Raw genomic sequence first — 26825 nt, 5'->3', positions numbered from 1 at the left:
ATTAGGTGGTTTCACTGGTTCGTCGCACGGCGCTGGCCGTGTTTCTTGCGACAGCGGCTGTCGTTCCGGTTCACGCGGATTCCGGCGCGGGATCCTATCTGGCTGGACGCCAGGCCATCTATGAAAGCGACTACAAGGCTGCCGAGGAGTACTACTCCAAGGCCCTGATTTTCGATCCGGGCAACACCAAGCTCAAGGAAAGCGTGCTACTGGCGCGCGTGGCGCTTGGCGATGTGGAACGTGCATTGCCGATCGCCGAGGACATGGAGGCGAACGGGCAGCCCAACCAGGCCGCACGTATGGTTGTTTCCGCCAAACTGGTATCTGACGGAAAGTTCGACGAATTGCTGGCCCGTGACCCGGAAAATCAGGGCGTTGGCCCGCTGGTCGATGGGCTGATGACGGCCTGGGCGCATCTGGGCAAGGGCGAAATGACCAAGGCGATGGCGCAGTTCGATGAGGTCGCCCAGCAGGACGGTCTGCGGGAATTCGCGCTGTATCACAAGGCGTTGGCGCTGGCGTCGGTTGGCGATTTCGAGGGGGCCGAGGCGATCTTTGCGGCCGACGACAGTATCGTTGCGCGATTCTCGCGACGTGCAGCGCTGGCGCGGGTCGAAGTCTTGTCGCAGCTCAACCGCAATGACGAAGCTCTGCAATTCCTGGAAAACGTCTTTGCGGCAGGCAGCGATCCGTCGATCGAGTCCTACGTGGACACGCTCAGCGCCGGTGGCACCTTGCCATTCACCCATGTCGGATCGGCCACCGAAGGCGTGGCCGAGGTCTTTTTCTCGGTCGGGGCGGCGTTGAACACCGAGGCCGCACATGACTATGTGCTGCTCTACGCGCGGATCGCGACTTTCCTCCGGCCCGATCACATCGATGCGATCCTGCTGAGCGCGGAACTGCTTGAGCAGTTGAGCCAGTACGACCTGGCCGCCGAAGCCTATCGAAAGGTTCCCACGGGTAGCAGCGATTTCCACGCAGCCGAGCTGGGGCGTGCCGAAATCCTGGCTCAGTCGGGGAAACCGGATGCGGCGATCGAAGTGCTGGAAAATCTGGCGGCCCGGCAGCCCAACCTGCCCAGTGTCCACGTCGCCTTGGCCGACCTGCAGCGGCGTCAGGAAAACTACGCCGCAGCTGTCACCTCGTATGACCGAGCCATCGAACTGACCGAAACCGGTTCGGGTGGCAACTGGTTCCTGCACTACGCCCGCGGCATCTGCCACGAACGGCTCAAGGCCTGGGACAAGGCCGAGGCGGATTTCAGGCGTGCCCTGGAGTTGAATCCGGATCAGCCGCAGGTTTTGAACTATCTCGGTTACTCGCTGGTCGAGCGGCAGGAAAAACTGGAAGAGGCGCTGGACATGATCGAGCGCGCTGTCGCGATCCAGCCTGACAGCGGCTATATCGTCGACAGCTTGGGCTGGGTTCTGTTTCGCTTGGGCCGGTACGACGAGGCGGTCGAACATATGGAGCGCGCCGTTGAACTGATGGCCGTGGACCCGGTGGTCAACGACCACTTGGGCGACGTCTACTGGGCCGTCGGGCGCACCCGTGAGGCCGATTTCCAATGGCGGCGCGCGTTGTCCTTCATCGATCCCGAAGATACCGATGGCGAGGCCGACCCCGATCGGATCCGACGCAAACTCGAGGTCGGGCTGGACGCGGTGCTGGCCGAGGAAGGCGCGGCCCCCCTGAAGGTCGCCAATGGCGACTGAGGCCTTTGCGCCCGCGAAGATCAACCTTTCCCTGCATGTGACCGGACGGCGGGCCGACGGATACCATCTGCTGGATTCGCTGGTCGCCTTTGCCGATGTGGGAGACACGTTGATCCTGTCACCCGGGCCCGAGAATCGCCTGACCGTGACCGGCCCCCATTCCGCCGGGGTGCCGACCGACGACCGCAACCTCGTCTGGCGGGCCGCTCGGGCGATGGGATGGATCGGGCAAATCCAGTTGGACAAGGTTCTGCCGCATGGCGGGGGAATCGGCGGCGGCTCATCGGATGCGGCTGCGACTTTGCGGGCCATCGCAGGGGAAGACGCGGAAGTTCCGCTGGAAACGGCTTTGGCCCTGGGCGCGGATGTTCCTGTTTGTGTACTGGGCAGAGCAGCACGGATGCAGGGCATTGGTGACCGGGTCGCCCCGGTTGCATTGCCCGATTTGCCCGCGCTGCTGGTCAATCCGGGTGTGCCGGTTCCGACGGGGCCGGTGTTCAATGCGCTGGATTCGCGCGACAATCCGGGGATGCCGGATGAGATCCCGGCATTCGAAACGCCCGAGGCGTGTGCTGATTGGCTGGCCGGGCAACGGAATGATTTGCAGGAAGCGGCAATAGGCTTGGCGCCCCAGATTTCAGACGTGTTACAGGCGCTGGGTGAAACGCGGGACGTTCTGCTGGTGCGCATGTCGGGGTCGGGTTCGACCTGCTTTGCGCTGTACCCGTCCATGAAGGCCGCACATTTTGCGGCCTACGAGATTGGTGTTTCCCAGCCGGACTGGTGGTGTCGCGCAAGCGTCCTCAGTTGAGGCGGGATACGACGTAATCGGCCAGATCACCGAGCAGGTCGCGCAACTCGTGATCGGGCAGCGCGGTCAGAGCGGTTTTGGCCTTTGCTGCCCATGCCAGAGCGTCTGTCCGGGTCTCCTCCAGGGTGCCGTATTTGCGCATGAGGTTCAGGGCCAGGTCCAGGTCTCCATCCTGTTGCCGGCCCTTCTCGATCGTGCGCTCCCAGAACGCACGCTCGTCGGGTGTGGCCTGGGCCACGGCCTTGATCACCGGGAGGGTCAGTTTGCGCTCGCGGAAGTCGTCGCCCACGTTCTTGCCGGTGGCCTTGCTGTCGCCCTGATAGTCCAGCAGGTCGTCGGCGATCTGGAAGGCGATGCCCAAGGCGTCGCCATAGCTGAACAGTGCCCGGACCTGTTCCTCGGACGCACCGGCGATCACACCGCCCACCTCAGTTGCCGCGGAGAACAGCGCGGCGGTCTTGCCGCGCACCACCTGCAGGTAGACGGCCTCATCCGTGCGCAGGTCGGTGGCTGCGGTCATCTGCAGCACCTCGCCTTCGGCGATGGTGGCCGAGGCATTGGCCAAGATGTCCAGAACCCGCAAAGACCCGGTTTCCACCATCAACTGGAAGCTGCGCGAAAATAGATAGTCGCCGACCAGCACGCTGGACTTGTTGTCCCACAGCAGGTTGGCGGTGGGCCGGCCGCGCCGCTGGGCGCTTTCATCCACGACGTCGTCGTGCAACAGCGTGGCGGTGTGGATGAACTCGACCGTGGCGGCCAGGCGGATGTGATGGTCACCGCCATAGCCGAACAGGCGCGCGGCGGCCAATGTCAGCATCGGGCGCAGGCGTTTGCCGCCGGCTTCGACCAGATGCGCGGTGACTTCGGGGATGCGGGGCGCGTGTTCCGAGGCCATGCGGGTGCGGATCAGAGTGTTTACCGCCTCCATTTCCCCGGCCAAAATCTCGGCCAGTCGCTCATGCGGTTTCGAGATCGTGCTGATCGTCATCACACTCCTGATACAAGCCTCGACTTTCGTCCTGCCTTGCCCTTACATCCATCCCCATGAAAGAACTTCTGCGCAGCACCGATCCGACCATCATCGCCTTTGCATCCGCTCTTCTTGAGGGCGAGGATATAGACTGCTTTGAGATGGACGTAAATATGAGCGTCCTCGAGGGAGGCATCGGAATATTTCCGCGCCGCCTCATGGTTCGGACCGATGACCTCGAGCGGGCGGAGCGGGTGATGCGTGACAATGACATTCCGCTGGGAAGATGATCGGGTTTCCTGACAGCGCGCTGACTTGCAACGACTTTCTGGGTGGCCGACTAAAGCTGTGGCAGCCGCGAGACGGTTATCGCGCCGGTGTCGATCCGGTGCTGCTTGCTGCCGCGGTTCCGGCCAAAGCCGGGCAGTCGGTGCTGGAGCTGGGCTGCGGGGCGGGCGCTGCGGTTCTTTGTCTCGCGACCCGCGTGCCCGGTCTGCGGCCGACTGGGGTCGAGCTTCAGGCCGACTATGCCGATCTGGCCGCAAGAAACGCGCAATGCAACGAGATCGATTTGTCCGTTCACGTGGCCGACCTGTCCAATATGCCGACTGATCTGCGTCAGCAGCACTTCGACCACGTGATCGCAAACCCCCCCTATTATCGGCCCGGTGCACATAGCGCGGCCGTCGATGCTGGTCGGCGAACGGCGCTGAGCGAGCAGACGCCGCTGTCCGACTGGTTTGATGCGGCGGCGCGCAGGCTGGCACCGCGCGGGTACCTGCACATGATCCAACGCGCGGAACGCTTGCCCGACATGCTGTCGGCCTGCGCGGGTCGGTTGGGCTCGGTAGAAGTTCTGCCCATCGCGCCGCGCATGGGGCGAGGGGCCGAGTTGCTGATTCTGCGGGCGCGCAAGGGCGGACGCGCGGATTTTCGGTTGCATGCGCCGCTGATTCTCCACAGCGGTGACCGCCATGAAAGGGACGGCGACAGCTATACCGACACGGTATCCGGCATCCTGCGCGAGGGCCGACCAATGCCCTGGCCGGACGCCCGATAGGCAATGACCAGCCGAAATTGTCGGATTTGAACAAGAATCCGAGCGTCTGCGGCGTGACAGGCTGGAAATGATGTGATCAACTTCCCATGTGATATTCAGAAACAGAGAAGGAGGATCGCCATGAGCGTAAGCGCACATCTGACGGAACTGAAGAAGAAGCACGAAACCCTCAGTCTCGAAGTGGAACAAGCCCAGCGCTCGCCCGGTATCGACGATCTCCACATTGCTCAACTCAAAAAGAAGAAGCTGAAGCTGAAGGAAGAGATTGAACGCCTGTCGGCTTAATGTCGCAGGCTGGCGCGTGCCGCGATTGCAGCGCCGCCGGTAACAAGCAATGCCGCGATCGCCAGCGTCCAGGACGGCGTGGCGATCCCGGCGACCACAAGCACCAGAGTTGACAGCAGGGGTGCCGCGTACGAGCTGGTGCCCAGCATCTGGATGTCACCGTGCTTGACCCCGATATCCCAGACATAGAACGCCAGCCCAACGGGCCCCAACCCCAGGGCAACGGTCGACATCCAGGCCAGTGCGTCGGGCGGCCAGACTGTCTGCTCAAGGCTGAAATGCAGGATCCACGAGGCGATGGCGGTCAGCACGCAGAACACTGCTACCGAGCTGGTCGGCGTTTGACCCAGCCTGCGCGACAATACGGAATACCCCGACCACGTAAGGGCGCACAAAAACGCCAGCGCATAGCCCGGCAGGTGTTCGGCCTGAAACCCTGCGGTTCCGCCACCGGTGATGATCAGCGCGGCCCCGGAGAAGCCCAGACAAGCCCCGAGCAGATGGCCCAGACGTAGGGTTTCGCCGGGAAGCAACCCTGAGAAAAGAACGATCAGCAAGGGCCAGAGGTAGGCGATCAATCCGGCCTCGGCCGCAGGTGCCATGCGCAGGGCCGAGAAATACAGGGCGTGGTATCCGAACAAGCCAACCGTGCCGAACGCGAATACCTTCCAACTGACCTGTTTCAGTTGCGCAAGCCCACCGCTGTGCCATGTCCAGATCAAGCCAAGGGTTCCGCCGATCGTGAAGCAGATGGCGTTCAGCAAAAGCGGCGGGGTCGGCGCCGAGCCAACCGTGAACAGCGCCAGCAGTGCCCACAAAAGGACGGCGACAAAGCCGATGGCGGTGGCGCGGTTCTTTGTCATGCGTGGGGGATATCCTCGACGGGTATGATTTCAAGACCGTCGGATATGTGCGCGGTTTTTTCGATCTCTGCAAGGAACCAATCCCTGAAGGCGGCAATCTGAGGGCGCGTCTCTTCTCCCGAACGGCACAGGAACCGGAAGCGGGCCTTGGTTTCGATGGCGGTTTTGAAGGGCATGACCAGTCGACCCTCGATCACATCCTTGATGATCATCGGGCGCCGTCCCAACGCGACGCCGACACCCGCCACCGCGGCATCTATGGCGTGATCCGCGTTCGAGAAATGCGCGCCATGAGTCGGCGTGAAGTCAACCCCGACCGCGCGAAACCAGGCGGGCCAGTCACAGGGCGGATTCAGGAAGTTGATCGAGTCATCGTGGATCAGCGGCGCTTTGGTCAGATCCTGCGGCGTCGGAAACCGGGCCGAAAGCTCGGGCGTCATGACCGGCGTCAGCCATTCTTGCCGCACGGGAACTGAATACAGCCCGTCATCTTGCCCATACCCGAACCGGATCGCGACATCCACGTCGTCGCGCTCGAAATCGAGATTGCGCAGCGTGGCTGAGAATCTCAGGTCGATCTCGGGATGGGCGCGGGCGAACTCGTAAAGGCGGGGGGCCAGCCATTTGGCTGTCAGGGCCGGCCCTGCGGTCACTGTCAGTGTCGTGTTGTCCTGCAGGCGGCGGGTGGCCGACCAGGCCGCCTGCAGCGCAGCAAACCCTTTTTCCGTGCCCGGGGCCAGGGTTCGTCCGGCCTCGGTCAGCTCGACCGCACGGTTCAATCGGCGGAACAGCGGCTGGCCCAGATGCTCTTCCAGAGACTTGATCTGAAACGACAGCGCGGCTGGTGTCACGTTCAACTCGTCTGCGGCCTTGGCAAAGGACATATGGCGGGCGGCGGCGTCAAAGGCCCTGAGGGCGGTGAGTGGGGGAAGTCGGTCGCTCATCGTCACATAAGATTTTCTAAACTGAAGGCGGAAAAACTCTCGTTTGTGCCTATTAAAAACAACAGGCATGTTGAATGCAAGTCAAGTTCACCTTTAGTAGAAGGGAAAAGCCATGATCGAGATGACGACCAATCCTGCCGCACAAAAGGCAATTCTGCGCGCTCATCAAGAGCGCGGCAAGGCGATCCGGAGTTTCTGGAAGTGGGTTCTGGGTTCCCGCTGAACGCTGCGCGCGCGTTCTTACGGGATCAAAGAAGGGCCGACCCGTTGGGTCGGCCCGTTTTCATTTGAGCCGCGATCAGACGAAAAACTGCGCGCCGTTGGCCGAAATCGTCGACCCGTTGATGAACTGCGACTCTTCCGAGGCCAGGAATGCGACGCAGCGGGCAATTTCCTCGGGTTCGCCCAAACGGCCTGCGGGGATCTGACCGATGATGGCTTCACGCACCTTTTCCGGAACGGCCATGACCATCTCGGTCGCGATGTATCCGGGGCAGATGGCGTTTGCGGTGATGCCGGCGCGCGCGCCTTCCTGCGCCAGGGATTTGACGATGCCCAGATCACCGGCCTTGGTGGCGGCATAGTTCACCTGGGCGAACTGGCCCTTTTGCCCGTTGATCGAGCTGATCACGATCACCCGACCGAACTTGCGCTCGCGCATGCCGGGCCAGACGGGGTGTACGGTGTTGAACACCCCGGTCAGGTTGGTGTCGATCACCTGATGCCACTGTTCCGGTGTCATCTTGTGGAACGGCGCGTCGCGGGTGATGCCGGCATTGGCGACAACGATGTCGATCGGGCCGAGCTCGGCTTCGACCTTTTCGATGCCCGCCTTGGACTCGTCATAGTCGGCCACGTTCCATTTATAGGTCGCAATGCCGGTTTCCTCGGTGAACTTGGCCGCGGCTTCGTCATTCCCCGCATACGAGGCGGCTACATTGTATCCTTCGGCCTTGAGCGCTTTGGAAATTGCTGCGCCGATGCCGCGGGTGCCGCCGGTTACGAGTGCTGTACGTGCCATTTAGGACTCCTCCAAATTTAATCGTGTTGGTAATTCTGTTACTCTGAGAGATTGAGTTGCGCAATATCGTTTCGTCGCGAGATGGCTCTTTCCGTTTGGTGATATTGTCGCATCCTAGGGATATTCCCGGAGTGTAACAAAAAAGGGCGCCCATTGGACGCCCTTATTCGTGACTTGTCAAAGCACTTAGACGCGCTCCACGCACAGGGCGACGCCCATGCCGCCTCCGATGCAGAGGGTTGCCAGGCCCTTTTTCGCGTTCCGGCGCTTCATTTCGAACAGCAGCGTGTTCAGAACCCGGCAGCCGGATGCTCCGATCGGATGGCCGATGGCGATCGCGCCGCCGTTCACGTTCACGATCGAGGGATCCCAACCCATGTCCTTGTTCACGGCGCAAGCCTGTGCCGCGAAGGCCTCGTTGGCTTCGACCAGATCCAGATCGTCAACCGACCAGCCGGCCTTTTCCAGCGCCTTGCGCGAGGCATAGATCGGTCCGACACCCATGATCGACGGGTCCAGCCCGGCGGTCGCATAAGACGCGATGCGGGCCAGCGGTTCGATCCCGCGCTTTTCGGCGTTGTCGGCTGACATCAGCAGGGTTGCCGCCGCGCCGTCATTCAGACCCGAGGCGTTGGCCGCAGTCACCGAGCCATCCTTCGTGAAGGCTGGACGCAGCTTGGCCATCGCCTCCATGGTCGCGCCGTGACGGATGTACTCGTCACTATCCATCACGATGTCGCCCTTGCGAGTCTTGATGGTGAAGGGCACGATCTCGTCCTTGAACTTGCCGGCCTTCTGCGCGGCCTCAGCCTTGTTCTGGCTGGCCACCGCGAACTCATCCTGCATATCGCGGCTGATCTGCCACTTCTCGGCCACGTTCTCGGCGGTCTGGCCCATGTGGTAGCCGTTGAACGCATCCCACAGGCCGTCGCGGATCATGGTGTCGATGTATTTCATGTCGCCCATCTTGTGGCCCGCGCGCAGAGATGCGGCGTGGGGCGACAGGGTCATGTTTTCCTGACCGCCTGCGCAGACGATCTCGGCATCGCCCAGCTGGATATGCTGAGCGCCCAGTGCGACGGCACGCAGGCCCGAACCACAGACCTGGTTGATGCCCCAGGCCGCGCTTTCCTGCGGCAGGCCGGCGTTGATGTGCGCCTGGCGTGCGGGGTTCTGGCCTTGGGCGGCCGTCAGAACCTGACCCATGATGGTTTCGCTCACCTCGGACTTGTCGATCCCGGCGCGTTCCACGACGGCTTCGAGGACGGCAGCGCCCAGATCATGTGCGGGGGTGTTCGCAAAGGAACCGCCAAAGCTGCCGACGCCCGTGCGTGCGGCGGATGCGATTACTACGTTGGTCATACAGTCAATCCTTTACCGTCAAGGTCCTGTGGGAAATCTGACGGCGCAGGTCGCACAGAGCCTCTCTGGCGATGCAAGAGCGCCTCGTGATCCCCCGCTCCAGCACTTTCTGCCATAGCGCAATGCTGCACGTGCAGCAACGGACAGCTTGTCTCATGAGAAAGCCTCGGCTGGATAGCGCCCAAGGGAATTGGGTTCAACTTCCTGTTTTGGCTTCTTTTTCCGGTTGCCACGGGGCTTTCACCGTCGGAGCGCCGAATAGGTAGCCCTGCAGACAGTCCACACCGCTGGCCACCAGAAACTCGGCATCTTCACGCGTTTCGACCGATTCGGCGATGACCAGAATCTCGAATTCACGGGCGACGGCGATCAGCGCGCGCACCAGCGCCTGATTGTCCGGGTTGGTGCTGACACCCCGTACGAACTGCCCGTCGATCTTCGCCGCGTCAAAGAAGAACTCGCGAAAATATCTGAAGCTGAAGTTGCTGGCACCGAAGTCATCCAGCGCAAAAGCGATCCCGCGGTCCTGAAGCCGGTCCATGAAATCGATCACCAGTTCGGGAACCTGCATTGCCGAGCTTTCGGAGATTTCGAGGATAAGCCGCTCGCCCAGCGTTTTGTCCCGCTTGAGAAACCGGTCCAGGATCCGCGACCAGCGCGCGTATCCGATCGAGCGTGCGGACATGTTGACAGAAAGCCGGATTTCCGGATTGCGCGACAGGGCGCGCAATCCTTTTTCCAATGCTATGCAGTCCAGTTCCCGGCCGATTGGTGTGTTTTCCACCTGCGGCATGAACTCCCGCGCGGGGATCACACGGCCGGTTTCGTCCAGCACGCGGATGAATGCCTCATAGAAGGCTACGCCGTGCGGGTCTCGTGCTTGCATGACGGGCTGGAACGCCAGGCGGCATTGCTGATGCTTGACAGCCTCGGTCGCCATTTGAACGGTCGAAGTGTCCCGCGCGGCGACGGCCGAATTCAACGGGCTGTCCCCACCTTCTGGCAGATCTGCAAAGTCCTTTTTCCGCATCGACGCCGAATCCCCGTACGTTTCCGAAACCGGTCAGCACGTAGTTTCGGGTCGTGCCGGTGAATTTGCGGTTAATGCGCGCCGGGAATCAGTCGCTGGGATCAGCGGGTCGTCTGGGCTGCGTGGCGCAATTCGACCACGGCGCCAATCACGGCGCCCAGGAAGCCTGTGCCCACCATAGCCACTCCAAGCATCATTACCGCCGGGGCAGGCTGCTGGCCAAGGGCGCTGAGCATCGCGATTACCAGGCCCAACAGGCCGGTTGCGGTGAAGATGGCTGTAACGCGGGACATGGTGGAACTCCGACCGAACAAACTTGTCACTTGTTCGGATATGGAGCACGCGCGCCGGAATTCAAGCGCCCGCCCGGCAGACGCCGCCAGTCTCAGGCCTGTTTTGCCTGTTGGTTGGGCAGGTTTTCGTCGAATTGCTCGAAACCGGGCGTTCCGAAATCTTCGGGATGGCGGGCCAGGTGCTTGGCCTTGATCTGCTCGGAGCTGTCGCGGCTGCCGTCATGGCTGTAGCCCGGCGGGGCAAAGCAATAGGCCAGCCGCTGTTTCAGGGTCAGGCCCGGCTGGGTCGCGTCGCGCCAGATGGCCACCCATTCGTGAAAGGCCACCCGCAGCGGGTTGAAGGTGCCGATATTGTGCACCAGGCCATAGTCGACCCGGTCATCCTCTTGCTCGGGGACAAAGGTGCCGAACAGCTTGTCCCAGATGATGAACACCCCGGCATAGTTGCAATCCAGATAGCGCGCGTTGCGGCCGTGGTGGGCGCGGTGATGGCTGGGGGTGTTCATGACCGCCTCGAACCAGCGCGGCATCCTGCCGATGGCCTCGGTGTGGATCCAGAACTGGTAGATCAGGTTCAAGCCGCCGCAGAACAGCACCATCGCCGGGTGGAAGCCCAGCAGGATCAGCGGCGCGCGCACAACCATCATGAAGGTGAAGGTATAGGTCCAGGTCTGCCGCAGGGCGGTTGTCAGGTTATAGTGCTGCGAGCTGTGGTGGTTCACATGGCTGGCCCAGACCCAGCGGATGCGATGCCCGAACCGGTGCACCCAATAGTATCGCAGATCATCCAGCACAAAGCACAGGATGATCACCGGGATCGATGTGCCCAGATCCAAGGGCGTGGTCTTCCACAGCCACATGAAGAACGCGTAGGCGATAAAGCCCAGCAGGAACCCGGACGCGATGTTTCCCGCCCCCATGATCAGCGAGGTCACGGCGTCGCGCGTTTCGTACCGCCCGCCGCGGCCCTTCATGGCGATCCACAGAAACTCTGCCAGGATGGCGGCGATGAAGAACGGTACGGCCCATTGGACGACATCGGGAAAGCTGATCTGGTCGGTCATGCGGGCTCCAGCAGGTGGCGCCAGTGGCGGCGCTCGGTTTCGTCAAGGCGGACAGTGACGCCGGGGGTGGCGAAGTCGTGGAACTGGACCTCGATTCCCTCGGGGTGGTCGATCCAGTCGAAATCGCGCAGGTGGCGGGCCACCGTGTCGGCGCCAAGGGACCACAACAGGCCCGGCCCGGTTTCGGTGCGCAGCAAAGCGGCGTGTCCATCATGGGCCAGGGTGACGTCGATGATGGTGTCGTCGGGGAAATGGCGCACCCATTCGGCGCGCGCGGTATCGGCGCTCAGCACGCGCTGGCGCGATTTGCCCGTCAGATGCAGCAGTATGGTGATGCCGGCAATGCCACCGACCACCAGAACCAGCAGGATTTCCAGCGGCATGATGTCCTCCCGCGGACAGAGTGCAAGCGGGGTCAGGCCCTGTCAAAGGTGGCGTTGCGTCAGGGGGTGTCGTGTGGCTCAAGCACTTCGTGCCGGACAACACGCTCAACGAAGGGCACCAGCCCCTCGGGCCCCGAGGCGCGATCCTTGAGGTGAATGCAGATATCCGGTCGCCGCGCCGCGATGATGCCCACCAGTTCGCCGCGCACCTTGTCATCGAGGCCCGCGCCCATAATCGCGCAGGCGATGCGCGGTTCGGCGTCCAGTTGCCGCCGCACCTCGTCGGGATCATGCGCGCCCAGCCACCGGATCGGAAGATGGTCCAGTTGCCGCGCCACGTCGCCGATCACGTTGGGCAGCCGGCCGATCAGCAAAACCACCGGTTTCATCTCAGCCTCCTGTCTGTTGCCAATGAAAAACCGGCCCTGTTCAGGCCGGTTCCAGTCTAGCACAAAAGGCCCGTCAGGTGGTCAGCTTTCGGGGTTCAGCAGGGCCGCGATGATCGCCTTGGCACTGTCCGAGTTCCATTCGGCATCGCCGATCAGCCGCGCGATTTCCTGGCCGTCGGGGTCAATGATCACGGTGATCGGAAGGCCGACGATGCCCATCTCGCGGGCGACGGCCTGCTTCGGGTCTTGGTGGCGGGGCAGGTTGGTGATGCCGTTTTCATCAAAGAACTTCTTGATCCCTGCGGGCGAGTTGCGCCCGGTGGCCAGCGTCAGAACCTCGAACTGGTCTCCGCCGAACTCCTCCTGCAACTCGGCGATCTGGGGCATCTCCTTGCGGCAGGGCGCGCACCAGGTGGCCCAGAAGTTCAGCAGAACGTATTTGCCGCGATAATCCGCCAGCGTGGCGGTGCCGCCGTCATCTTCCAGCTGGAATTCCGCGTCCGAGACCGGTTTCGGCTCGGAATGCAGGATCAGGCGTTTCAGGCTGCCGTCGCGCAGGTCGGCCAGGGCCTGCGTGTCGGCGGCCAAAGCGGCATTTGCACCCAGCGCAAGGGCCATATAAAGGGGGATCAGACGAAACAGGCGCATATCAACTCCGGGTTTTCCAGCATGACCGAACAATCCTCGAACCAGATGTGGGGCGGCCGCTTTGCCGCCGGACCAGACGCGATCATGGAGGCGATCAATGCCTCGATCGGGTTCGACCGACGGATGGCGGCCCAGGACATCGCGGGCTCGCGTGCCCATGCCGCCATGCTGGCCGCCACGGGCGTGATTAGTGATAGTGATGCCGAGGCCATTCGGGAAGGGCTGCTCACCGTTTTGTCAGAGATTGAACGTGGTGAGTTCCAGTTCTCGACCGCGCTGGAAGACATCCACATGAATGTCGAGGCGCGGCTGAAAGAGATCATCGGCGAGCCCGCAGGCCGCCTGCACACCGGCCGCAGCCGCAATGACCAGGTGGCGACCGATTTCAAACTGTGGGTCCGCGATCAGCTGGACGCCGCCGAATCCGGGTTGCTGGCCCTGATCCGCGCGCTTTTGGCGCAGGCCGAGGCCGGGGCCGATTGGGTCATGCCCGGATTCACCCACCTGCAGACCGCGCAGCCGGTGACCTGGGGCCACCACATGATGGCCTATGTCGAGATGTTCGGCCGCGACCTCAGCCGCGTGCGCGACGCGCGGGCGCGGATGAACGAATGCCCGCTGGGTGCTGCGGCGCTGGCCGGCACGTCCTTCCCGATCGACCGGCACATGACGGCGCAGGCGCTGGGCTTTGACCGGCCCGCCGCCAACTCGCTGGATGCGGTCAGCGATCGCGATTTCGCGCTGGAATTTTTGTCGGTGGCCTCGATCTGCGCGGTGCATCTGTCGCGGTTCGCCGAAGAACTGGTGATCTGGTCCTCGGCCCAGTTCCGCTTTGTCACCCTGTCCGACCGGTTCTCGACCGGATCGTCGATCATGCCGCAGAAAAAGAACCCCGACGCCGCCGAGCTGATCCGCGCCAAGGTGGGTCGGATCTTTGGCGCCAACACGGCGCTGATGATGGTGATGAAGGGCCTGCCGCTGGCCTATTCCAAGGACATGCAGGAAGACAAGGAACAGGTCTTTGACGCCGCCGACAACTGGATGCTGGCGCTGGCCGCGATGGAGGGCATGGTCAAGGACATGACCGCCAACCGCGACAGCCTGGCCGCTGCCGCCGGCTCGGGCTTTTCCACCGCGACCGATCTGGCCGACTGGCTGGTGCGGGTGCTGGGCCTGCCCTTCCGCGATGCGCACCACGTCACCGGATCGCTGGTCGCCATGGCCGAAAAGAAGGGCTGCGACCTGCCCGATCTGACGCTCGAGGACATGCAATCGGTCCACGCGGGCATCACGCAGGATGTCTATTCTGTCCTTGGCGTGGATAATTCGGTAAACTCGCGCCAGTCCTATGGCGGTACGGCCCCGGACCAGGTCCGGGCGCAGATCGCCCGCTGGAAGGAGATGCTGGAATGACAATCTTGCGTGTGATTGCCCTGATCGGGGCCGCCTTCACCTTGGCGGCCTGCGGCGCTGACGGAGAGCCCGTCCAGCCGACCCTGAACGCCAATGTGGGCGTTTCGACCAGTGGCACATATGTGAGCGGGGGCGTCGGCCTGCACCGAGGCCCCCTCAGCGTGTTTCTGGGGATCTGAACGCTCTGCGGTTGAAAGCGACGTGCCAGTCGCCATTTAGCAAGTGATCCAACAAATGAAGGCAGCGAAATGAAACCACTCGGCCTTATCCTGTCGCTTGCCGTGCTGGCGGCGTGCGAGACCACGAATCCGCCGCGTTCGCAGCCAGTAGAAGAGCCCGCGCGCTCGGGGGCTGGGGTGTCCGTATCCGGATACGCGCGGGCCGGGGTGTCGACGAATTTCTGAATGAGCCGTTGATGCGTTCAGCCGGCCACTGGGTGCCCGCGCTGCCGCAGACACTCGATCAGAATGTCACGCCGGGTGTTGCGCATCTCGGCGGCTCCGGCGACGGCACCTGCCGCTGATCCCACTGCTGCGCCGGCTATGGCGCCTTCTGCGTTTCCAACCGTGTCGTCCGAAATGCCTGCCAGTGCGCCGACCCCGGCGCCGATCAAGGCCTGTGTCTGGGTTTCCGGGTTCCACAGGTCCTGGGACTTGGCCAATGCGCGGCACTGGTTCAGATCAGCGGCGTAAGCCGGGCCCGGCTCGGCAGACAGGACGGGTTGGTGTTGGGCACCGGTGCCGCTGCATGCGGCTGTGATCAGGGCCAGCGGCAAGACGGTCAATGTGAATCGCTCCTTGAACAGCATGAGTTGTCTTTCTTTGTAGGTATTCTGGAGGAACCCGGAGCCACTTCCTGTTGCTGTGGCTTCGGGCCGTATGCGAGTGCGCGCCGGGCGGGTTCAGATGTGGCCCAGGCCACGATGAGCCAAGGCCAGGATGTAGAAAGCCAGGATGAAATCCAGAATCTCAATCAGTCCAAGCATCAGCGGAATCGGGTCGGGTGAAGTGGGGAAGACATGACCCAGGTCCAGCAGGACCACGAAGATGTATCCCCAGGCCGCCACGATGGCGCCCCAGCTTGCCGTTGCCGAACCGCGCAGCATGGCCACCGCCGACCCCACGGCCAGTAAGGCAAGCGCGATCAGAAAGGCGTTGAAACCCCAGAACACCGTTCCGCCCAGTCCGGAAAAGTCCCGGGTCTCGATCGGGCCGCCGGGGACCAGCGTGAAAAAGCTGGCAACGAGGACAAGCATGAGTTTGGCGCCTGTCGCCGTGGGTTGCGACGCCATAGGCCGTGTTGGGCCGGCGTTGATTTGTGACGAATGCGCCATGACAGAATCCTTTTAATGACTTGCGGGTCATAAATGGAGATGGCGTTAATGACCGTCAAGTCATTAAAAGATTGAATTTGCGTGACGCCGCGTCCAATCTGCGTCAATAGAGGCGCGCCGGAAGAAAATCGGGGGGGCAAGATGCCGAAGATCGTCGATCGCGAAGAGATGCAGGGGCGGATATTGGATGCCGCCATGGCCTGCTTTCTGGATCAGGGCTATCACGCCACCAAGATGCAGGACGTGGCCCATCAGGCCGGGATGGCCAAGGGCACGTTGTATCTGTATTTCCAAAGCAAGGAGGCTTTGCTTCTGGCTTTGCTGCAGCGGTATTTCGAGGATATCCGCGCTCGCATCAACGACATCCCGGCCCCGCAGACGCTGGACCAGTTCATGACCGGGCTACGTCTGTCCATGCCCGCTGACCGTCTGGCGGCGACGCGGCTGTTCTTTGACGTGCTGGGCCCCGGATTTCAGGACCCGCGCGCGGCCGAGATCATCGGCGGGTTCTTCGCCTGGCTTGCCGATCATTATGCTGCTCAGTTCGCCCCATTGATCCGCGCGGGTGAAATCCGCGGCGATCTCAGTGCGCTGGCCGCCGCGCAGGCGGTGACGGCGATGCTGGATGGATTAGTTATCCATCTGGCGATCTTCGGGGGCGATGAAAGCGACTTTGAAGCGCGGCGCGACGCGACCCTTTCGTTGCTTGAGGCCGGCCTGCGCGGATAAGCCGTTGCGCCCGACTTCTGTGCGGTTCGCACCGGATTGCGTGCCCACGTCGCAAATCCCGTTGATCCACAGGCCTGTTTTGGTCTAAGCGCGCAGATATGGATCACTTTCTTTACCGCGATGGCGTGTTGTGCGCCGAGGACGTCCCGGTCGCCGAGATCGCTGCTGCGGTCGGCACGCCGTTCTATGTCTATTCCACGGCGACGCTGCTGCGGCACTACAACCTGTTCGACGAGGCGTTGGCAGGTACCGACCACGTGGTCTGTTATGCGATGAAGGCCGCCAGCAACCAGGCCATTCTGAAAACGCTGGCGCAAGCCGGCGCGGGGATGGACGTGGTTTCGGGCGGCGAGTACCTGCGGGCCAAGGCAGCGGGTGTGCCGGGCGAAAAGATCGTGTTCTCGGGTGTCGGCAAAACGGTCGAGGAAATCCGCATCGCACTGACAGGCGGGATTCGCCAGTTCAACGTCGAATCCGAGCCCGAGATGGAGGTGATAAACGCCGTCGCGCAGGAACTGCGCGTGATCGCGCCGATCACCGTTCGCGTGAATCCGGACGTCGACGCCAAGACGCACGCCAAGATCGCAACGGGCAAATCCGAAAACAAATTCGGCATCCCGATCGCCCGCGCACCCGAGGTCTATGCCCATGCGGCCAGCCTGCCCGGCCTGAAAGTGGTGGGCATCGACGTGCATATCGGCTCTCAACTGACCGATCTGGAGCCGTTCCGCCTGGCCTACTCCAAAGTCGCCGAGCTGACCGAACAGCTGCGCGCACAGGGCCACGACATTCACCGTCTGGACCTGGGCGGTGGGCTGGGCATCCCCTATGCCCGCTCGAACGAAGCACCGCCGCTGCCGTTGGAATACGGTGCAATGATCAAGGAAACACTGGGCCATCTGGGCTGCGAGATCGAGATCGAGCCGGGCCGTCTGATCGCGGGCAACGCGGGGCTGATGGTGTCAAAGGTGATCTATGTGAAGTCGGGCGAAGGGCGCGATTTCCTGATCCTCGACGGGGCGATGAACGATCTGATCCGCCCGGCCATGTACGACGCCTATCATGACATCGTTCCCGTCATCGAGCCCGCGCCGGGGGTCGAACAACGCCCCTATGACATTGTCGGGCCGGTCTGCGAGACCGGGGATACCTTTGCGAAACAAAGGGCGATGCCACCGCTGAACCCGGGGGATCTGGTCGCATTTCGCAGCGCCGGCGCCTATGGCGCGGTTATGTCCAGTGAATACAACACCCGGCCCCTGATCCCCGAAGTTCTGGTTCATGGCGATCAATTCGCGGTTATTCGTGAACGGCCAACCTTTGACGAAATCATAAACCGCGATACCATACCTGAGTGGCTGTGACGCGATAACCGCGCGGGCCCGACCCGGAGGCCTGACGTGACCGACACTCGCAACCTGCCGATCCCCAGACTGTCCCTGTTGCTGACGCGCACGGGGATGCTGGCCGAGCAGGTGATGCGCGCTTTTTGGCCGTTCCTGTCGATTGCGGCCCTGATCATGGCGGCCTTGCTGCTGGGCCTCCACGACCTCGTCGGCGTTGAAACCGTCTGGATCATCGGAGCCGCATCCATTCTGGCGTTGGCGGTTGCATTGGTCTGGGGCGCGCGGAGGTTTCGGTTCCCTACCCGCACGCAGGCGCTTGTCCGACTGGACGAGACACTGCCGGGCCGTCCCATTCAGGCGTTGCTGGACGATCAGGCCATCGGGGCGATGGACCAAGATTCGCGCGCTTTGTGGCAGGCCCATCAGGCGCGCATGGCCGCCCGCGCCGCGCAGGCAGGAGCGGTCAAGCCTGACCTGAACCTTGCCGCTCGTGACCCCTACGCGCTGCGCTATGCGGCGCTTTTGGCGCTGGTGGTCGGATTGCTGTTCGGATCGTTCTGGAAAGTTGGATCGGTCGCCCAGATGACACCTGGCACGGCCGCAGCCGGCCAGGGTCCCAGCTGGGAAGGCTGGGTCGAGCCACCTCGCTATACCGGCCTGCCGACGCTGTATCTGGCCGATCAATCCGGTCCGACGCTGAGAGTGCCACAAGGCAGCCGCGTCACTTTGCGCTTCTATGGCGAGGTCGGCGCGCACAGCTTGACCGAAACCAGTTCCTCCGCTTCCACCACGACAGCAACCGATCCGGATCAGGAGTTTGTCGTCGAGCGTTCGGGCCGATTGTCGATCGAGGGCCCTGCAGGACGTGACTGGGGTGTCGAGGTCATTGCGGACGCGCCGCCGGTAATCGCCGTGGCCGAACCCGCCACCGCCGAGGCTGGTGGCCAGATGAAACTGCCGTTCTCGGCGCGTGACGATTATGGCATCCTGTCAGGCACCGCGTTGATCGAGTTGGACCTGTCTGCGGTCGATCGTCGCCATGGTCTGGCCGTTGAGCCCGAACCTCGCGACGCGGTCACCGTCGACCTGCCCATGCCGATCGCTGGTGACCGGAGCGATTTTACGGAAGATCTGATCGAGGACTTTTCGGAACACCCTTGGGCGCACCTGCCGGTCAAGATTACCCTTTCGGCCGTCGATGCCGCTGATCAGGTGTCGGAGTCGGATGTCTACCGAACCGACCTTCCTGCCCGCCGGTTCTTTGATCCGCTGGCTGCGGCGGTGATTGAACAGCGCCGCGATCTGCTGTGGTCGCGCGACAATGCCAAAAGGGTGGCTCAGCTGTTGCGGGCTGTTTCGCACCGGCCCGAGGATGTCTTCCGTTCGGAAACCGCATATCTGCGACTGCGCTACATTCTGCGCCGGTTGGAAACCTTTACGGAATTCGGCCTGGGCCCCGAACAGCAGACCGAGATCGCGCAAGCCTTGTGGGATCTGGCCATCCTGATCGAAGAAGGCACGCTCGCCGACGCGCTGGAGCGGATGCGTCGCGCTCAGGAACGTCTGACCGAAGCGATGCAGAACGGTGCCAGCGACGAGGAAATCGCCGAGTTGATGCAGGAGCTGCGTGAAGCGACCGACGAGTATCTTCGTCAGCTGCAGCGACTGGCGCAGGAAAACCCGGACGGCCAGCAGGGCCAGCAGAACCAATCCGGTGAATCCATGCAGATGACGCAGGATGACCTGCAGCGGATGATGGACCGGATCCAGGAACTGATGGAGCAGGGCCGCATGGCCGAGGCCCAGCAGGCGCTGGAGGAGTTCCAGCAGATGATGGAAAACATGCGGGTGACCCAGGGCCAGGGACAGGGGCAACAATCCGAAGGCCAGCAGGCCATGGAAGGATTGGCCGAAACCTTGCGTGAGCAGCAGGGCCTGAGCGACGAGGCCTTCCGTGACTTGCAGGAGCAATTCAACCCCGGCGCGCAAGCCGGTGAAAGCCAGGGCAATGAAGGCCGCTCGGGCGGTCGGGGACGCGGCCAGAGCCATGAGGGTCAGGGCGGTCAGGGCCAAGGATCGGATCAGGCGGGCGAAGGCCAGCAAGGACAGGGGACTCTGGCCGACCGCCAACAGGCGCTGCGGGATGAACTGAACCGCCAGCAGCAGAACCTGCCGGGCGCAGGAACACCCGAAGGTGACGCCGCACGCGAGTCGCTGGGGCGTGCAGGTCGTGCCATGGATGAGGCCGAAGATGCCCTGCGGAACGACGACCTTGCCGAAGCGATCGACCGCCAGTCCGAAGCAATGGAAGCGTTGCGCGAAGGGATGCGCGAGCTGGGTGAGGCTATGGCCCAGAACCAGCAGAACCAGCCCGGTCAGGGTACGCAGGAAGGCGACATGCAGGCCAACAACCGCGATCCTCTGGGTCGAAATCCGGGCGCTGCGGGCTCGATCTCGACCGAGGAGAACCTGCTGCAAGGAGATGATGTGTACCGCCGTGCCCGCGAGTTGCTGGATGAAATCCGTCGCCGCACGGGCGAAACCGACAGGCCCAGAATCGAACTGGAATACCTCAAAAGGTTGCTCGAGCGGTTCTGACCGGCAGAGTTACTCGGTCGCGGAGCCAGCCTGCGATTCCAGCCAAACCCGGGCCTGATCGACCATCGAGACATACGACTGCAACACAGGCTCGGCTTGGGGAACCGCCTCGCTGATCTGGCGGGCGTTGCCATAGATCAGGAACAGGATGACCCCGATGATCAGGATCAGCGCAAAGCCGCGCAGGAACCCGCCCGATTTCCGCGGCGGGGCCTCGGCGGGCTCTGCCTCGGCGGGTGCGTCGTCGCTGCGCAAAGTCGAATTGATGCTGTCCACATCCGGCAGCGCCTCTTTCTGACCGGTTCCTGAGGCGGTTTCGGTCGCCGCAGGAGGTGTCGGCTTGGGGGCCGGTTCCGGCTGCTGATCCAGGCCCAGATCCGGCTGACTTTCCAGGCCGGACCCTTCCTTGGCGCGCAGTTCGGCCTCACGCGCGGCTTCCTCTCTCAGGATTGTCGCAACGGCCGGATCGACGTTGCCGGTCGGAGCGGCTGGCCGGGCTTCGTCCTCGGGTTCGGGATCGGGCTGTTCGGCTTCGACCTGTTCGTCTTCTGCCTGCTCCGGCTCCGGCGCAGCAGCTTCGGCGGCTGGCGGCTCAGACGCATCCGAGGGCGCGCTCTCGGCCGGTCCGTCATCGGTTTCGGCCGCGACAAGCTCAGCCTCCGGGTGTTTGGGTTGGAACCAGGTCTGCTCGCAGCTCGAGCATTGCACGTCTCGGCCTTCTTCCGGAATGACCTCATCCGGAACCTCGTACTGGGCATTACAGTTCGGGCATGTTAGTCGCATACTGCCTCCCCGGCCGCCAGCGGCCTGTCGTCGTTTTTCCAAGAATGATAATCCGTTAAGGCGAAACAGCAAAGCGCGTTTTCGGCCCGGTGGATCAAGTGTCGCCAAATGGACTCGGTGCAGGCATTGAAACCGTGGTCGTGCTCGGGCAAGAAGGGCGCAAGCAATATTGAGGGCAGGCGTGATCGAGCTTGAAAATGTCAGCTACAGCTATGGCGGCGGCGAACTGCTGAGCAATGTCTCGGTCCAGTTGCAGCCGGGGTCGTTCCATTTCCTGACCGGCCCGTCCGGAGCGGGCAAAACGACCCTGTTGAAACTCTGCTATGGCGCGCTGCTGGCCAGTTCGGGGCGGATCAGCGCTTTTGATCAGGACATTGCCCGACTGGACCGGGACCAGATGGCCCTGCTGCGCCGTCGCATCGGTGTCGTGCATCAGGACTGCCGGTTTCTGGACCACATGACTCTGGCAGAGAATGTCGCCCTGCCACTGATGGTGTCGGGACGCTCTGTCGAGTCCGAGCAGGAAGATCTGACCGAACTCCTGTCCTGGGTCGGTCTTGGTGGCCGCCTGGACGCACTTCCGCCGGAGCTTTCGGGCGGCGAGCGGCAACGGGCCGCACTGGCGCGGGCGGTCATCCTGTCACCGGACGTGGTGTTGGCCGACGAACCCACCGGCAACGTCGACTGGGAGATGTCCCAGCGTCTTCTGCGTCTGCTGATCGAGCTGAACCACATGGGAAAGACCGTGGTGATCGCCACCCATGATCTGAGCTTGATCCGGGCGGCCAAAAGCCAGGTGCAGGCCCGGGTTCTTCGGATCTCGCAGCGGCGGCTGCAACTGGCGGGGGCGGATCTATGATTGCCGATGACATTCGCGCCCTGCTGCGCCGGGACGCCCGGGCCGATCGCGTCGTGCCGCCAACGGGATTCACGGCGCACCTGACCCTTTTCGTGTCTGGTGCGATGGCCTTTTTGACAGTATTCGCGCTTGCGCTGTCGCTGGCCTCGGGCCGGTTGGCCGATCGCTGGGCCTCGGAGCTGGCCGGAGCAGCCACTCTGCGGATCAATGCGCCTGCTGAACAGCGTGCCGCGCAGACCGAGGCCGCTCTGGAGGTTCTGAAACAGACCTCGGGCGTGGCCTCGGCCCGCGCGCTCAGCGCCGAAGAACAGGCCGCGCTGCTGGCCCCCTGGTTCGGGCCCGATCTGCCGCTGGACACGCTGCCGGTGCCTCAGCTCATCGAAATCATCGAGGGAGAGCCGGGGTTGGACACGATGGGCCTGCGCCTGCGGCTGGCGGCCGAGGTGCCAGGCGCGGTTCTGGACGACCATTCTCGCTGGCGCAAGCCGCTGGTCGACGCGGCCACCTCGCTGCGACGGTTGGGCTGGATCTCGATCCTGCTGATCGGCGGGGCCACGGCGGCGATGATCACGCTTGCGGCCAATGCCTCGCTTGCGGCCAACGCCCAGATCATCGAGGTGCTGCGCCAGGTCGGTGCACGCGACCGTTTCATCGCCGGTGCCTTCGTGCGTCGGTTCACCTGGCGCGCGTTTTTCGGTGCCGTGGTGGGGACGGTTCTGGGCCTGACCGGGGTGTTGCTGCTGCCCGAGGCCTCGGATGCAGGCGGTTTCCTGACCGGCCTTGGATTTCAGGGTGCTGACTGGCTGCTGCCCGCCGTAATCCCCGTTTTGGGCGCGGCCGTGGCCTTTGCCGCCACATGGTCGGCGGCCCGTCGCAAATTGAAGGAGCTTTCGTGATGGCAATAGCGGTCCAATGGGGGCGCTCGCTGATCTTCATGGTCACGATCTACGCGTGGATGGCGGTTCTGGGTCTGGTCTTCGCGCCCTATGCGCTGTTCTCCAAGCGCGGGGCGCTGCGCGCCTGCAAGACCTATGCGCGCACGATCATATGGCTGGCGCGCTGGATGGTGGGCATTCGCGGAGAGGTGCGCGGCAACGTGCCCACGGGTGAGGTGGTCATCGCCGCCAAGCACCAGTCCTTCTTCGACATCATCCTGATCTTCGACGCGATCCCCCATGGCAAATTCATCATGAAGCGCGAACTGCTGTGGACCCCGATCATCGGTATGTATGCCCGTCGACTGGGTTGTATTCCGGTCAATCGCGGCAAGCGTGGCGCGGCAGTGGCCAAGATGGTCAAGGACGTTTCCAAAGAGTTTACCGAGCCCGGGCAACTGGTGATCTATCCGCAGGGCACCCGCGTGGCGCCGGGGGTCTACAAGCCCTACAAGGTCGGCACCGCCGTTTTGTACGAGGGGCTGGGGTTCCCCTGCGTGCCGGCGGCCACCAATGTCGGTGTCTTCTGGCCCCGGTCGGGGATTTTGCGCAAACCGGGCCACGCGATCGTCGAATTCCTTGATCCGATCGAACCGGGCGTCAATCGCGACTCGTTCCTGGCCCGGCTGGAAGAGGTGATCGAGACGCGCTCGAACGCGCTGATGCGCGAAGTGGGGTTTGATCCGGATGCAGTTCATCAATGACATCACCGTGCTCGAGGCGCTGTACGGCACCCCGGGCGCGGCCTCGATGCGGAAGGTTGCGCGGCAACTGACGCCGCTCTATCGCAAGTGGATCATGGCGTCGCGTCTGTGCGTACTGTCCACGGTAGGGCCCGAAGGGGTGGATGGCAGCCCCCGGGGCGATGACGGCCCGGTGGTGATAGAACTGGACCCAGGCACCCTGGCCTTGCCCGACTGGCGCGGCAACAACCGCCTGGACAGCCTGCGCAACATCGTGCGCGATCCGCGTGTGGCGTTGATGTTCATGGTGCCCGGCTCGAACAACGTGGTGCGGGTGAACGGTACCGCCCAGTTGACGGCCGATGCCGACCTGCGCGCCCGGTTCGAGAAAAAGGGCAAGCAACCAGCCACGGTAATCGTCATCGAAATCGGGGAAATCTACACGCAATGCGCCCGCGCGCTGATGCGGGCGCAAACCTGGGCCGGCGGCGACCTAAGCGCCGGATTGCCGACGGTGGGCGAGATCCTGGCCGAGGTGTCGCAGGGCGAGGAAGGCGGCGCACGCTATGATCGCGAATGGGGTGCGCGCGCCGCAAAAACGATGTGGTGATCACGCTGCCGCTGCGCCCAGTCGGGTGACCCGCGTGATCCATTTCTGGACACTGTCCTGCTTGGGGTAGCTGGCACCGGAAAACCAGGTGAACCGCGTCGGCTTGAACCCGACGAACCCCAGAACCTGACCGCGCATCTGGTGAATCAATGCCCGGCGGTAAACCAGCCGCATGAACCAGCCCGGCGTGTCCGAGGTGATGATGACCCGCGCCGTTCGGCCGTCGAGCATCGGTGCCGGGAATCCCAGTTTGTTCGGATTTCGGGTGTCAAACGTGCGGCCCGGGATGAACATCCGGTCGATCAGCCCCTTTAGCTTGGCGGGCAGGCCGCCCCACCACATGGGCGTCGTCAGAACCAGGTGATCGCTCCATTCGAAATCCTGCAGAACCTGTTCCAGCACCGGCTCCAGCGGTTTGAAATCATGATAGTTGCCCTGTCCGAAATCAAAATCGAACTCCAGATCGCTGAGGTGAACGGTCTTCACGTCATGGCCCTTGGCGCGGGCGGCTTCGGCATAGGTGTCGGCAAAGGTGCGCGACAGGCTGCTTTCGGCGGGGTGACCGTCGAGGATGAGGATTTTCTTGGGTTGCATCGGGGTTCTCCTAAAATTGACCACGGTCAGTTTATAGAATCAAAAATTGACCACGGTCAATATTAAATTTGACCACGGTCAAAAAACATGCGAACAAGCCTCATGCAGAAGACGATTCAGAAACGAACCCTGAAGACCCGCGCCAAGCTGCTGCAGGCGGCGGCAGACGTGGTGCAGAAGAACGGATACCAGGCGTTGCGCGTGGAAGAGGTGGTACAGGCCGCCGGTGTGGCCAAGGGCACCTTCTTTGCCCATTTCCACGACAAGGACGCGCTGATGGAGATCCTGATCGGCGAAAAGCTGGACGCCTGTCTGGATCAGGCGCAGGCGGCGGAACCGCCGAAAACCGTGCCCCAGATCATCGAGGCCCTGGCCCCGGTGCATGATTTCATGATGTCCGAACGCTATGTGTTCGACCTGCTGATCCGCTATTCCGGGGCGGCCGCGATCTCTGAAATTGGGCCGATTGCCTATTGCTTCGAGAAATACTTCCGGATCGTGATGATGTGGCTGGATCAGGCCGAGGTTAGACAGGACGTGTCGACCGACCTGCTGGCCGAGGGCGTGCAGGCCTTTGCCATCCAAGCCATGTCACTGAAATTCTGCGCCCTGCATTCAGCGACGACTTTCACCGACCGGCTGGAAACCTATCTGCGGGCGTGGCTGACTCCGGCGGCCTGACCGCCGGAGCCGAACTCATCAGGCGTGGATCGGCCCGTCGCCGCAGGCCAGCGCCGCCTCGCGCACGGCCTCGGAATAGGTCGGGTGCGCGTGGCAGGTCAGCGCCAGATCCTCGGCCGAGGCGCCGAACTCCATCGCAACGCAGACCTCGTGGATCAGGTCGCCCGCGCCGGGGCCGATGATGTGGCAGCCCAGGATGCGGTCGGTCTCCTTGTCGGCCAGGATCTTGACGAACCCGTCGGCGGCAAAGTTCGCCTTGGCGCGGCCATTGCCCATGAAGCTGAACTTGCCGACCTTGTAGGCGCGGTCCTGCTCTTTGAGCGTGGCCTCGGTCTCGCCGACATTGGCAACCTCGGGCCAAGTGTAGATCACGCCCGGAATGACGCCATAGTTTACGTGCCCATGCTTGCCGGCGACCACTTCGGCAGCGGCCATGCCTTCGTCCTCGGCCTTGTGGGCCAGCATAGGGCCTTCGATCACGTCGCCGATGGCGTAGATGCCCGGCACGTTGGTCTGCCAGTCCTTGCCGACCTTGATCTGGCCGCGCGGGGTCAGCTCGACCCCCAGCGCCTCCAGACCCAGCCCGTCATGGAACGGCTTGCGCCCAGTGGCGACCAGAACGGTGTCGGCCTCGATCACGTGCTCGCTGTCATCCTTGCGCAGTTTGTAGGTCACCTTGGCCTTGGTCTTGGTGGCCTCGGTCTTTTGCACGGCGGCGCCCATGACGAAGTTCAGGCCCTGTTTTTTCAGGATGCGCTGGAAGGTCTTCTGCACCTCGGGGTCCATGCCCGGGGTGATGACGTCCAGATATTCGATCACCGTCACCTCGGCGCCCAGACGCTGATAGACCGAGCCCAGTTCCAGCCCGATCACGCCTGCGCCGATCACCACCAGCTTTTTCGGGATCTTGCCCAGCTCCAGCGCGCCGGTCGAGGTCACGACGACCTTTTCGTCGACCTCGACGCCGGGCAGCGACGCCGCCTCGGAGCCGGAGGCGATGATGATGTTCTTGGCCTCATGCACCTCATCACCGACCTTGACCTTGCCCGCCGCCGGGATCGAGCCCCAGCCCTTGAGCCAGTCGATCTTGTTCTTCTTGAACAGGAACTCGACGCCTTTGGTGTTGGTGTCGATCACGTCCTGCTTGTAGGCCAGCATCTGTTTCCAGTCGACCGAGGGGCTTTTGCCCTTGAGGCCCATCTTGGCAAAATTGTGCTCGGCCTCGTGCAGCTGATGGCTGGCATGCAGTAGCGCCTTGGACGGAATGCAGCCCACGTTCAGACAGGTGCCGCCCAGCGTCTCGCGCCCTTCGACGACGGCGGTTTTCAGGCCCAGCTGCGCGCAGCGGATGGCGCAGACATAGCCGCCAGGACCGGCGCCGATTACGATGACGTCATAGTTAGCCATTTTGTTCTCC

At 62.9% G+C, this 26825-nt stretch carries 31 protein-coding genes; 15 read left to right on the top strand and 16 right to left on the bottom strand.

Annotated features, from left to right (window positions below):
- Positions 1-5: 5 nt before the first annotated feature.
- Positions 6-1718: a tetratricopeptide repeat protein gene (locus ACR0EF_RS15695; RefSeq protein ID WP_170372292.1), complete on the top strand. Its 1713-nt coding sequence runs from the start codon at positions 6-8 to the stop codon at positions 1716-1718.
- Positions 1708-2529: a 4-(cytidine 5'-diphospho)-2-C-methyl-D-erythritol kinase gene (locus ACR0EF_RS15690; RefSeq protein WP_170373094.1), complete on the top strand. Its 822-nt coding sequence runs from the start codon at positions 1708-1710 to the stop codon at positions 2527-2529. Before ACR0EF_RS15695 ends, ACR0EF_RS15690 begins: the two co-directional genes overlap by 11 nt.
- Here the strand turns inward: ACR0EF_RS15690 and ACR0EF_RS15685 are convergent.
- Positions 2522-3520, bottom strand: coding sequence for a polyprenyl synthetase family protein (locus ACR0EF_RS15685; RefSeq protein WP_170342960.1), 999 nt, complete (start codon positions 3518-3520; stop codon positions 2522-2524). The genes ACR0EF_RS15690 and ACR0EF_RS15685 overlap by 8 nt on opposite strands.
- A gap of 56 nt (positions 3521-3576) precedes the next feature.
- Between ACR0EF_RS15685 and ACR0EF_RS15680 the strand changes: the two genes are divergently transcribed.
- The 3 genes from ACR0EF_RS15680 (at position 3577) to ACR0EF_RS15670 (ending at position 4847) form a co-directional block, all read left to right on the top strand.
- Positions 3577-3792 carry a putative signal transducing protein gene (locus ACR0EF_RS15680; RefSeq protein ID WP_093963516.1) on the top strand — a complete coding sequence of 72 codons (216 nt, stop codon included), beginning with the start codon at positions 3577-3579 and terminating at the stop codon, positions 3790-3792.
- Positions 3789-4562 (top strand): tRNA1(Val) (adenine(37)-N6)-methyltransferase, encoded by a 774-nt coding sequence (locus ACR0EF_RS15675; protein ID WP_170373093.1) that lies wholly within the window; start codon positions 3789-3791, stop codon positions 4560-4562. Before ACR0EF_RS15680 ends, ACR0EF_RS15675 begins: the two co-directional genes overlap by 4 nt.
- Before the next feature lie 120 nt (positions 4563-4682).
- A complete protein-coding gene (locus ACR0EF_RS15670) occupies positions 4683-4847 on the top strand; it encodes a YdcH family protein (RefSeq protein ID WP_093963770.1) in 165 nt (54 codons plus the stop codon).
- Here ACR0EF_RS15670 and yddG read toward each other — a convergent pair.
- The 10 genes from yddG to ACR0EF_RS15620 form a co-directional block, all read right to left on the bottom strand.
- Entirely contained in the window at positions 4844-5710 is an 867-nt protein-coding gene (gene yddG, locus ACR0EF_RS15665; RefSeq protein ID WP_170372283.1) for an aromatic amino acid exporter YddG, read from the bottom strand. The genes ACR0EF_RS15670 and yddG overlap by 4 nt on opposite strands.
- Positions 5707-6654, bottom strand: coding sequence for a transcriptional regulator GcvA (locus ACR0EF_RS15660; protein WP_170373092.1), 948 nt, complete (start codon positions 6652-6654; stop codon positions 5707-5709). The genes yddG and ACR0EF_RS15660 overlap by 4 nt, the downstream gene beginning before the upstream one ends.
- Positions 6655-6952: 298 nt before the next feature.
- Positions 6953-7675, bottom strand: a complete 723-nt coding sequence (phbB, locus tag ACR0EF_RS15655; RefSeq protein ID WP_170342952.1) for an acetoacetyl-CoA reductase — start codon at positions 7673-7675, stop codon at positions 6953-6955.
- A 186-nt stretch (positions 7676-7861) separates the two neighbouring features.
- Complete coding sequence (locus tag ACR0EF_RS15650) at positions 7862-9037, bottom strand: acetyl-CoA C-acetyltransferase (RefSeq protein ID WP_093963511.1); 1176 nt, start codon at positions 9035-9037, stop codon at positions 7862-7864.
- Positions 9038-9233: 196 nt separating this feature from the next.
- Positions 9234-10067: an EAL domain-containing protein gene (locus ACR0EF_RS15645; protein WP_170360083.1), complete on the bottom strand. Its 834-nt coding sequence runs from the start codon at positions 10065-10067 to the stop codon at positions 9234-9236.
- Positions 10068-10168: 101 nt separating this feature from the next.
- Positions 10169-10360: a hypothetical protein gene (locus ACR0EF_RS15640; RefSeq protein ID WP_093963509.1), complete on the bottom strand. Its 192-nt coding sequence runs from the start codon at positions 10358-10360 to the stop codon at positions 10169-10171.
- A 92-nt stretch (positions 10361-10452) separates the two neighbouring features.
- The gene (locus ACR0EF_RS15635) at positions 10453-11424 is read right to left on the bottom strand and encodes a sterol desaturase family protein (protein ID WP_170373091.1); all 972 of its coding nucleotides are present in this window, start codon (positions 11422-11424) and stop codon (positions 10453-10455) included.
- Positions 11421-11807, bottom strand: coding sequence for a hypothetical protein (locus tag ACR0EF_RS15630; RefSeq protein ID WP_170373090.1), 387 nt, complete (start codon positions 11805-11807; stop codon positions 11421-11423). Before ACR0EF_RS15630 ends, ACR0EF_RS15635 begins: the two co-directional genes overlap by 4 nt.
- A 59-nt stretch (positions 11808-11866) precedes the next feature.
- Entirely contained in the window at positions 11867-12196 is a 330-nt protein-coding gene (locus ACR0EF_RS15625) for a hypothetical protein (protein WP_170373089.1), read from the bottom strand.
- An 81-nt stretch (positions 12197-12277) separates the two neighbouring features.
- Positions 12278-12844: a TlpA disulfide reductase family protein gene (locus tag ACR0EF_RS15620; protein ID WP_170373088.1), complete on the bottom strand. Its 567-nt coding sequence runs from the start codon at positions 12842-12844 to the stop codon at positions 12278-12280.
- A gap of 21 nt (positions 12845-12865) precedes the next feature.
- Here ACR0EF_RS15620 and argH point away from each other — a divergent pair, with 21 nt between their 5' ends.
- Both argH and ACR0EF_RS15610 read left to right on the top strand, forming a co-directional pair.
- On the top strand, positions 12866-14257 hold the full coding sequence (gene argH, locus ACR0EF_RS15615) for an argininosuccinate lyase (RefSeq protein ID WP_170373087.1): 1392 nt from the start codon (positions 12866-12868) through the stop codon (positions 14255-14257).
- Positions 14254-14436, top strand: coding sequence for a hypothetical protein (locus ACR0EF_RS15610; RefSeq protein ID WP_170360096.1), 183 nt, complete (start codon positions 14254-14256; stop codon positions 14434-14436). The genes argH and ACR0EF_RS15610 overlap by 4 nt, the downstream gene beginning before the upstream one ends.
- A 242-nt stretch (positions 14437-14678) precedes the next feature.
- Here the strand turns inward: ACR0EF_RS15610 and ACR0EF_RS15605 are convergent, their stop codons facing one another.
- Together ACR0EF_RS15605 and ACR0EF_RS15600 are read right to left on the bottom strand one after the other, a co-directional pair.
- The gene (locus ACR0EF_RS15605) at positions 14679-15041 is read right to left on the bottom strand and encodes a glycine zipper family protein (RefSeq protein ID WP_254437715.1); all 363 of its coding nucleotides are present in this window, start codon (positions 15039-15041) and stop codon (positions 14679-14681) included.
- Between the two features lie 117 nt (positions 15042-15158).
- On the bottom strand, positions 15159-15512 hold the full coding sequence (locus ACR0EF_RS15600) for a DUF8051 family protein (protein ID WP_170372265.1): 354 nt from the start codon (positions 15510-15512) through the stop codon (positions 15159-15161).
- Positions 15513-15731: 219 nt separating this feature from the next.
- On the opposite strand from ACR0EF_RS15600, the gene ACR0EF_RS15595 reads away from it, so the two are divergent.
- From ACR0EF_RS15595 to ACR0EF_RS15585, 3 genes are all read left to right on the top strand, one after another.
- Entirely contained in the window at positions 15732-16319 is a 588-nt protein-coding gene (locus ACR0EF_RS15595; RefSeq protein ID WP_170342937.1) for a TetR/AcrR family transcriptional regulator, read from the top strand.
- A gap of 98 nt (positions 16320-16417) precedes the next feature.
- Complete coding sequence (gene lysA, locus ACR0EF_RS15590; RefSeq protein ID WP_170372263.1) at positions 16418-17683, top strand: diaminopimelate decarboxylase; 1266 nt, start codon at positions 16418-16420, stop codon at positions 17681-17683.
- Between the two features lie 36 nt (positions 17684-17719).
- Entirely contained in the window at positions 17720-20263 is a 2544-nt protein-coding gene (locus ACR0EF_RS15585) for a TIGR02302 family protein (RefSeq protein ID WP_367646419.1), read from the top strand.
- 9 nt (positions 20264-20272) lie between these two features.
- Here ACR0EF_RS15585 and ACR0EF_RS15580 read toward each other — a convergent pair whose 3' ends face one another.
- Positions 20273-21046, bottom strand: coding sequence for a zinc-ribbon domain-containing protein (locus ACR0EF_RS15580; RefSeq protein WP_170373086.1), 774 nt, complete (start codon positions 21044-21046; stop codon positions 20273-20275).
- Positions 21047-21227: 181 nt separating this feature from the next.
- On the opposite strand from ACR0EF_RS15580, the gene ACR0EF_RS15575 reads away from it, so the two are divergent.
- Genes ACR0EF_RS15575 through ACR0EF_RS15560 form a run of 4 tightly spaced genes read left to right on the top strand, consistent with a single transcriptional unit; the run spans position 21228 to position 24133 of the window.
- The gene (locus tag ACR0EF_RS15575) at positions 21228-21905 is read left to right on the top strand and encodes a cell division ATP-binding protein FtsE (protein ID WP_170342228.1); all 678 of its coding nucleotides are present in this window, start codon (positions 21228-21230) and stop codon (positions 21903-21905) included.
- Positions 21902-22801 (top strand): cell division protein FtsX, encoded by a 900-nt coding sequence (locus ACR0EF_RS15570; protein ID WP_170373085.1) that lies wholly within the window; start codon positions 21902-21904, stop codon positions 22799-22801. Before ACR0EF_RS15575 ends, ACR0EF_RS15570 begins: the two co-directional genes overlap by 4 nt.
- Positions 22801-23544 carry a lysophospholipid acyltransferase family protein gene (locus ACR0EF_RS15565; protein WP_170373084.1) on the top strand — a complete coding sequence of 248 codons (744 nt, stop codon included), beginning with the start codon at positions 22801-22803 and terminating at the stop codon, positions 23542-23544. Before ACR0EF_RS15570 ends, ACR0EF_RS15565 begins: the two co-directional genes overlap by 1 nt.
- Complete coding sequence (locus tag ACR0EF_RS15560) at positions 23528-24133, top strand: pyridoxamine 5'-phosphate oxidase family protein (protein ID WP_170373083.1); 606 nt, start codon at positions 23528-23530, stop codon at positions 24131-24133. Before ACR0EF_RS15565 ends, ACR0EF_RS15560 begins: the two co-directional genes overlap by 17 nt.
- On the opposite strand, the gene ACR0EF_RS15555 is transcribed toward ACR0EF_RS15560, so the two are convergent.
- Positions 24134-24727 carry an NAD(P)H-dependent oxidoreductase gene (locus tag ACR0EF_RS15555; protein ID WP_170342923.1) on the bottom strand — a complete coding sequence of 198 codons (594 nt, stop codon included), beginning with the start codon at positions 24725-24727 and terminating at the stop codon, positions 24134-24136.
- A gap of 102 nt (positions 24728-24829) precedes the next feature.
- On the opposite strand from ACR0EF_RS15555, the gene ACR0EF_RS15550 reads away from it, so the two are divergent.
- On the top strand, positions 24830-25408 hold the full coding sequence (locus ACR0EF_RS15550; protein WP_170342920.1) for a TetR/AcrR family transcriptional regulator: 579 nt from the start codon (positions 24830-24832) through the stop codon (positions 25406-25408).
- Between the two features lie 18 nt (positions 25409-25426).
- Here ACR0EF_RS15550 and lpdA read toward each other — a convergent pair whose 3' ends face one another.
- A complete protein-coding gene (gene lpdA / locus ACR0EF_RS15545; RefSeq protein WP_170373082.1) occupies positions 25427-26815 on the bottom strand; it encodes a dihydrolipoyl dehydrogenase in 1389 nt (462 codons plus the stop codon).
- Positions 26816-26825: the final 10 nt, after the last annotated feature.

The sequence above is a fragment of the Ruegeria sp. CG8 genome, from assembly GCF_056537165.1.
Note: the sequence above shows the minus strand (reverse complement) of the source record. Positions and strands in the feature narration are given on the sequence as shown.

What these genes read in the sequence shown, in the direction of transcription:
- ACR0EF_RS15690 (WP_170373094.1), top strand. Translation starts at nt 1,708, where the DNA reads ATGGCGACTGAGGCCTTTGCGCCCGCGAAGATCAACCTTTCCCTGCAT.
- ACR0EF_RS15685 (WP_170342960.1), bottom strand. Translation starts at nt 3,520, where the DNA reads ATGACGATCAGCACGATCTCGAAACCGCATGAGCGACTGGCCGAGATT.
- ACR0EF_RS15680 (WP_093963516.1), top strand. Translation starts at nt 3,577, where the DNA reads ATGAAAGAACTTCTGCGCAGCACCGATCCGACCATCATCGCCTTTGCA.
- ACR0EF_RS15675 (WP_170373093.1), top strand. Translation starts at nt 3,789, where the DNA reads ATGATCGGGTTTCCTGACAGCGCGCTGACTTGCAACGACTTTCTGGGT.
- ACR0EF_RS15670 (WP_093963770.1), top strand. Translation starts at nt 4,683, where the DNA reads ATGAGCGTAAGCGCACATCTGACGGAACTGAAGAAGAAGCACGAAACC.
- yddG (WP_170372283.1), bottom strand. Translation starts at nt 5,710, where the DNA reads ATGACAAAGAACCGCGCCACCGCCATCGGCTTTGTCGCCGTCCTTTTG.
- ACR0EF_RS15660 (WP_170373092.1), bottom strand. Translation starts at nt 6,654, where the DNA reads ATGAGCGACCGACTTCCCCCACTCACCGCCCTCAGGGCCTTTGACGCC.
- phbB (WP_170342952.1), bottom strand. Translation starts at nt 7,675, where the DNA reads ATGGCACGTACAGCACTCGTAACCGGCGGCACCCGCGGCATCGGCGCA.
- ACR0EF_RS15650 (WP_093963511.1), bottom strand. Translation starts at nt 9,037, where the DNA reads ATGACCAACGTAGTAATCGCATCCGCCGCACGCACGGGCGTCGGCAGC.
- ACR0EF_RS15645 (WP_170360083.1), bottom strand. Translation starts at nt 10,067, where the DNA reads ATGCGGAAAAAGGACTTTGCAGATCTGCCAGAAGGTGGGGACAGCCCG.
- ACR0EF_RS15640 (WP_093963509.1), bottom strand. Translation starts at nt 10,360, where the DNA reads ATGTCCCGCGTTACAGCCATCTTCACCGCAACCGGCCTGTTGGGCCTG.
- ACR0EF_RS15635 (WP_170373091.1), bottom strand. Translation starts at nt 11,424, where the DNA reads ATGACCGACCAGATCAGCTTTCCCGATGTCGTCCAATGGGCCGTACCG.
- ACR0EF_RS15630 (WP_170373090.1), bottom strand. Translation starts at nt 11,807, where the DNA reads ATGCCGCTGGAAATCCTGCTGGTTCTGGTGGTCGGTGGCATTGCCGGC.
- ACR0EF_RS15625 (WP_170373089.1), bottom strand. Translation starts at nt 12,196, where the DNA reads ATGAAACCGGTGGTTTTGCTGATCGGCCGGCTGCCCAACGTGATCGGC.
- ACR0EF_RS15620 (WP_170373088.1), bottom strand. Translation starts at nt 12,844, where the DNA reads ATGCGCCTGTTTCGTCTGATCCCCCTTTATATGGCCCTTGCGCTGGGT.
- argH (WP_170373087.1), top strand. Translation starts at nt 12,866, where the DNA reads ATGACCGAACAATCCTCGAACCAGATGTGGGGCGGCCGCTTTGCCGCC.
- ACR0EF_RS15610 (WP_170360096.1), top strand. Translation starts at nt 14,254, where the DNA reads ATGACAATCTTGCGTGTGATTGCCCTGATCGGGGCCGCCTTCACCTTG.
- ACR0EF_RS15600 (WP_170372265.1), bottom strand. Translation starts at nt 15,512, where the DNA reads ATGCTTGTCCTCGTTGCCAGCTTTTTCACGCTGGTCCCCGGCGGCCCG.
- ACR0EF_RS15595 (WP_170342937.1), top strand. Translation starts at nt 15,732, where the DNA reads ATGCCGAAGATCGTCGATCGCGAAGAGATGCAGGGGCGGATATTGGAT.
- lysA (WP_170372263.1), top strand. Translation starts at nt 16,418, where the DNA reads ATGGATCACTTTCTTTACCGCGATGGCGTGTTGTGCGCCGAGGACGTC.
- ACR0EF_RS15580 (WP_170373086.1), bottom strand. Translation starts at nt 21,046, where the DNA reads ATGCGACTAACATGCCCGAACTGTAATGCCCAGTACGAGGTTCCGGAT.
- ACR0EF_RS15570 (WP_170373085.1), top strand. Translation starts at nt 21,902, where the DNA reads ATGATTGCCGATGACATTCGCGCCCTGCTGCGCCGGGACGCCCGGGCC.
- ACR0EF_RS15565 (WP_170373084.1), top strand. Translation starts at nt 22,801, where the DNA reads ATGGCAATAGCGGTCCAATGGGGGCGCTCGCTGATCTTCATGGTCACG.
- ACR0EF_RS15560 (WP_170373083.1), top strand. Translation starts at nt 23,528, where the DNA reads ATGCAGTTCATCAATGACATCACCGTGCTCGAGGCGCTGTACGGCACC.
- ACR0EF_RS15555 (WP_170342923.1), bottom strand. Translation starts at nt 24,727, where the DNA reads ATGCAACCCAAGAAAATCCTCATCCTCGACGGTCACCCCGCCGAAAGC.
- ACR0EF_RS15550 (WP_170342920.1), top strand. Translation starts at nt 24,830, where the DNA reads ATGCAGAAGACGATTCAGAAACGAACCCTGAAGACCCGCGCCAAGCTG.
- lpdA (WP_170373082.1), bottom strand. Translation starts at nt 26,815, where the DNA reads ATGGCTAACTATGACGTCATCGTAATCGGCGCCGGTCCTGGCGGCTAT.